The sequence below is a fragment of the Methylobacterium nigriterrae genome (assembly GCF_037106235.1).
In the GTDB taxonomy this organism is placed as follows: domain Bacteria; phylum Pseudomonadota; class Alphaproteobacteria; order Rhizobiales; family Beijerinckiaceae; genus Methylobacterium; species Methylobacterium nigriterrae.
The window spans coordinates 1-4,028 of sequence record NZ_JBAWTG010000250.1 but is presented as its reverse complement, the minus strand read 5'-3'; the positions used below and the strand labels follow the sequence as shown (position 1 = coordinate 4,028).

Below are 4,028 nucleotides of genomic sequence, written 5' to 3'. Positions count from 1 at the left end.
ACGTCCGCCGGGAAAGCCGGCAGCAGCCTCCTTTCAGGAGAGGCTTGGAGGCTGGGCGCTTACGTGCTCTGAGTGGTGCCATAACTCCCCTTACGCGAACTGGGCGGCTCCATTAAGCCTTCGGTGTTCACGCCTACAGCGATGCTGTGTATGGCCTCAGCATGTCTACCGTCTCGACGAGGCCGGAGGCCTCCATGTCGAGCAACAGGAGGTCGGGAGTCTTTTCGGGCTTCTTGAAACGCAAGCGCATCCGCTTGATCGCCGCGACGGCTTTGCCAGGGTCGAGAGCGATTGCGTCCGCGATGAAGGCGTCGCTAGAGCGAACATCCAGATTGAGGGGGGCGAGCAGGTCGGCGGGAAAATCCTTGAGGTTGTCAGTGACGATGATCTCCGCACGCGTCTTCAGAGCCGCTGCAATAACGTGAGCATCGTCTGGATCTGGCAGTCCTTTGCAAGCGCAGAGGAATGAGTCGAAATCCGACACCATCGCTTCCTCAAAGGCCTGTTCCATGAAGGCGCGTGCTCGCGCAGCCTGGTCGTCAGGACCATCCGCGCCCTTCTTTTCGAGGATTTCCGCGATTGCCCGCTGGGTCTCGTCAAGGATTGAACCGGACCACCGAAGCCGAAAGAATTCGGCTTCGGCGAGAGTGAGGATGAGGTTGCGCTTCAGAGCGCCGGCCAATGCGCACGCATCCACGAGCGCGGTGAAGCGGTTGGCGAACAAGGCTCAGAAGGTCCCCGCATCCATCTCAGCCAAGGCAGACAAGGCTTCGCTGCGCTTGGCTGCCCGGACGTCCTTGTAGGCGAACAGATCGTTGGCTTTGACCCTGCGATGACGCCCAACTGACGTGAACGGGATCTCTCCCTTGTCGAGGAGCGTCACGAGGAAGGGGCGCGAGACATTCAGGATGTCGGCCGCCTGCTGCGTGGTCATCATCCGGTTCACTGGCACGAGGGTCACAGCGTCTCCGTGGCCCACATAGCGCAGCAGCTCCATCAACAGATCGGACAGCCCCGATGTGAGAGTGACTTCCACGGGAGTCTTGCTGTCGTCCAGCACGCGCAACGTCGCCTCGCCAGCCGACTGAGCAGCTAGCAATTTGCGAAGCTGATTGGCCGCCTCCCTCTCCTGGGCTGACGGCAAACGGCTACCAATTCCGACGGCGGAAGCTGGCAGGGTCATGTGGGCGACTCCGCTGGTACTGAACTCTCGCGCATATTCGCAACAAACGAAACAAACGCAATATGCGAAACAGCGGGCGTACGCGAAAGTTCCGCAACGACGATGCGGCGGCGGAGGGTTGGGCCCTGTCTCTCCCTGGCTCAGAGGGGCCGATCAGTTCGGTGGCGCATCTGGTGGCGTCAGCAGCGCCTCAATCTGCTGGAAGTCCCGTAGCAATCCCTCGAAGGCGAGGAGTGATCCGCGGAGCTGAGCGACAACCTTCTTATGAGCTGGTCGGGCGCTCGGAGCCCTGACGCGACGAACCTCTCTCTGCCCACTGACCCCGGCGCACGGCAGAGCAGGCGGCGCTCCATAACGTCCGATCCGCGCAGGTGGCGGGAACAGCCGAGAGCCAGCGGCCCGAACGCATGTGGGCGCGGCCGGCGCTCGACGCACGCAGGCTGCCGCCTACTGCAACACGGCGCCGGCGGGCGGCATGTGTCGCTGCAGGAGGCTGTCGTTGAGGGTCTCGCGCGCCTTCTGAGTGATGATGTCGGCCTCTTCAAAGGTGGCGAAGGCCTCAGTGTCGATGATCGCGCCAGCCGGTCCGAAGCAAACCGACAGCCAGGGCAGACCCGGCATCGGCGGCGAGTAGACGACAAAACAGTAGTCGTCGGAAGTCTCGAACATATGGGTCCGCCTTCTGATGAGGGCCTCCCCGTTTCTAAACGGGCACCGCGGTCCGTTGTTCAGCAATCGCGTGCTTGCGTGCTGGTTCTGACCAACGCTGCCGAACTCTCAGCCATCACATCCAGCCAGGGGATCGGTACTCGCCCCGAGAGAACGATACTCAGGAGATCAGCCACGTCACGAAGACCAGCCCAGCGAAGAACAAGCCGGAGCTGGCTACGACAGCGATGGCTTCACGGTGTTGGAGCAGGAGGCTTTCTGATGCATGGGACATGGCAGGACCGGGGTTGATCCGGGAACCGTGGCGGCCTGCTCCTCACCAACTGGTGAGTAGAACTACTGAGACAGAACGAAGCGCGCGAGCGTCACATGCCTGCAACATGCATTCCCCTACCTGGGCGGCCGCTAAGCCTTCGTTAACCAATTCCCGCCGAACTTCCCGACATCCGCGTCAACGACCGCCGACGCGGATGTCGGGAGGGTTCAGGTTGCTGGTGTCGTGATCGCGATGGGCGGTCGCGAGGACCACGCGGGTCACTAGGGCGCTGGCCAGTTCCTCCACGCTCGGCAGGACCTTGGATGGTCTGCCCTTCCCGTCCCGCCAAGTGCCCACAGGGGCGTCCCACCAGCGGCCATCGTCGAGGTAATATTCTCTCGCGGGCACAGGTGGCTTCCTACGCTCCCGGCATCGACGGCCGCTACCGGCGCTCGGTTCGGTCGATGGCCGCAAGTCAAAATTGCGACGGCAGCGTGTGAAATTTCTGAACTGGCTTTCACGGCGGCTGATGGGCAACGCAGGAAAGCCGTGTGTCGAAGCGGAAATATTGAAAAATCAAAATCCGGCAAATTATTTTGGAACCATGCAGTTTTCGGGTAGTTGAGTTATATCTACACGGCAACGGGGATAAGGATTGCTGAATTTTCTGGGTTTTCCGCCCAAGAATAAACCGAAGGAGCTTGACCATGACTGGCCGCACGCGCTTCGGACGGAAATATCGCCTCCCGTCTACGATCCAAATCAAACACGATCTCGTCGAGATGGGGCGAGCGGATACTCTGTTAGCTGAGCTTCGCAAACAGTCATGCACCGCCAAAGAGCTCAGTGGCATCATCGACGGCCTAATCGCTGAGCATCACATCTCCGGAGATCGCGCGAAGATGCTGATAAACCGCTTTGGGCGGGAGAAAGCTGCGCTCGCAGCTGCGGGCAGTGATCTGGCGTCGAGGAAGCACGATTACGGCATTGCCTGAGCTGGGCCCGACGCCTCTAATTTCCTTCATCGAGGCCCGGCGGACCACCTTGTTTGGCAATACCTGGTCTCTCGCCCGCGCTCGCATACGGTGGGACAGGGCGCTTCTAATTGCGATGCCTTAGCAAGGGTGGCAGATCAGGAATGTATTCTGCGCTTCAAAGCTACAGGCCGGGCGCCACGTCTATCCTGCATGGATGACGACCACTTCTCAGATATGGAGTATATCTAAGATGACGACCGAAGAACATGAACTGCAACGCCAGAGGCTCGACCTGGAGGCTGAGCAAGAAATGACGAGACTTGGAATTATTCGAGTGCCGGCCGATTATTTTCGGTACCGTGATTTTCGCTACACGAATTTGCAAGATGCCCTGGCTCAGGCTAGGCGCGATGCCGAAGCCAAACGGCGAGCAGGGACTTGGAGCACCTCTCGGTAGGGAATCTAAAGCAGCGTGGATCTAGTCCTGGCTGATCCTCTCAATCAGCCCTGTCCACAGCCAGCCGGTCAGGTTAATAGTGAGCAACGTCACGCGCCCAGCGGATGAAGGTCTGAGCCGCCCGCGCCCAGGGACCGAGGTCGGAGGGGATGGCGCGCCACTTGGCCCCATTTTGATGCCGCCAGAGGATGGCCGAGATCGTACGGCGCAGATCCTGAGGCGGCGTCTTGCCCCTCGGGCGGCACGCTTCAACCAGCGGCTCCAGCTTTCTCCACTCCGCGTTGTTCAGCATCGCTCCTCCTCATTCAGGAGGGGCAAAACGCCCGCACGCGGAACCGGTTCAAGGCCGAACAGGCCGTAGTCGCACAGGCCGGCGGGAGCAGGCTGCCGCTGACAAAGAGGCTAAGAGATAGAAGCCTCGACGTGAAAGATGCGCCTCGCACCTGACCCCTCGTTGCGCCCCCACCAGTGGTCGTTCTCGGGATT

At 60.6% G+C, this 4,028-nt stretch carries 6 protein-coding genes and 1 pseudogene; 2 read left to right on the top strand and 5 right to left on the bottom strand.

Annotated features, from left to right (window positions below):
* Window positions 1-133: 133 nt before the first annotated feature.
* The 4 genes from WDW90_RS35460 to WDW90_RS35445 all read right to left on the bottom strand — a co-directional run bounded on the left by WDW90_RS35460 (window position 134) and on the right by WDW90_RS35445 (window position 2,516).
* The gene (locus WDW90_RS35460) at window positions 134-724 is read right to left on the bottom strand and encodes a PIN domain-containing protein (protein WP_336492432.1); all 591 of its coding nucleotides are present in this window, start codon (window positions 722-724) and stop codon (window positions 134-136) included.
* 3 nt (window positions 725-727) lie between these two features.
* A complete protein-coding gene (locus WDW90_RS35455; protein ID WP_336492430.1) occupies window positions 728-1,183 on the bottom strand; it encodes a helix-turn-helix domain-containing protein in 456 nt (151 codons plus the stop codon).
* A gap of 447 nt (window positions 1,184-1,630) precedes the next feature.
* Window positions 1,631-1,852, bottom strand: coding sequence for a hypothetical protein (locus tag WDW90_RS35450; RefSeq protein WP_336492429.1), 222 nt, complete (start codon window positions 1,850-1,852; stop codon window positions 1,631-1,633).
* Window positions 1,853-2,303: 451 nt separating this feature from the next.
* Entirely contained in the window at window positions 2,304-2,516 is a 213-nt protein-coding gene (locus tag WDW90_RS35445; protein WP_336492427.1) for a hypothetical protein, read from the bottom strand.
* Between the two features lie 299 nt (window positions 2,517-2,815).
* Here WDW90_RS35445 and WDW90_RS35440 point away from each other — a divergent pair, with 299 nt between their 5' ends.
* Window positions 2,816-3,103 (top strand): hypothetical protein, encoded by a 288-nt coding sequence (locus WDW90_RS35440; protein WP_336492426.1) that lies wholly within the window; start codon window positions 2,816-2,818, stop codon window positions 3,101-3,103.
* A gap of 232 nt (window positions 3,104-3,335) precedes the next feature.
* Entirely contained in the window at window positions 3,336-3,542 is a 207-nt protein-coding gene (locus tag WDW90_RS35435; RefSeq protein ID WP_336492424.1) for a hypothetical protein, read from the top strand.
* A gap of 91 nt (window positions 3,543-3,633) precedes the next feature.
* On the opposite strand, the pseudogene WDW90_RS35430 reads toward WDW90_RS35435, so the two are convergent.
* Window positions 3,634-3,834: pseudogene (locus WDW90_RS35430) on the bottom strand (transposase); the annotation flags it as partial.
* Window positions 3,835-4,028 lie beyond the last annotated feature (194 nt).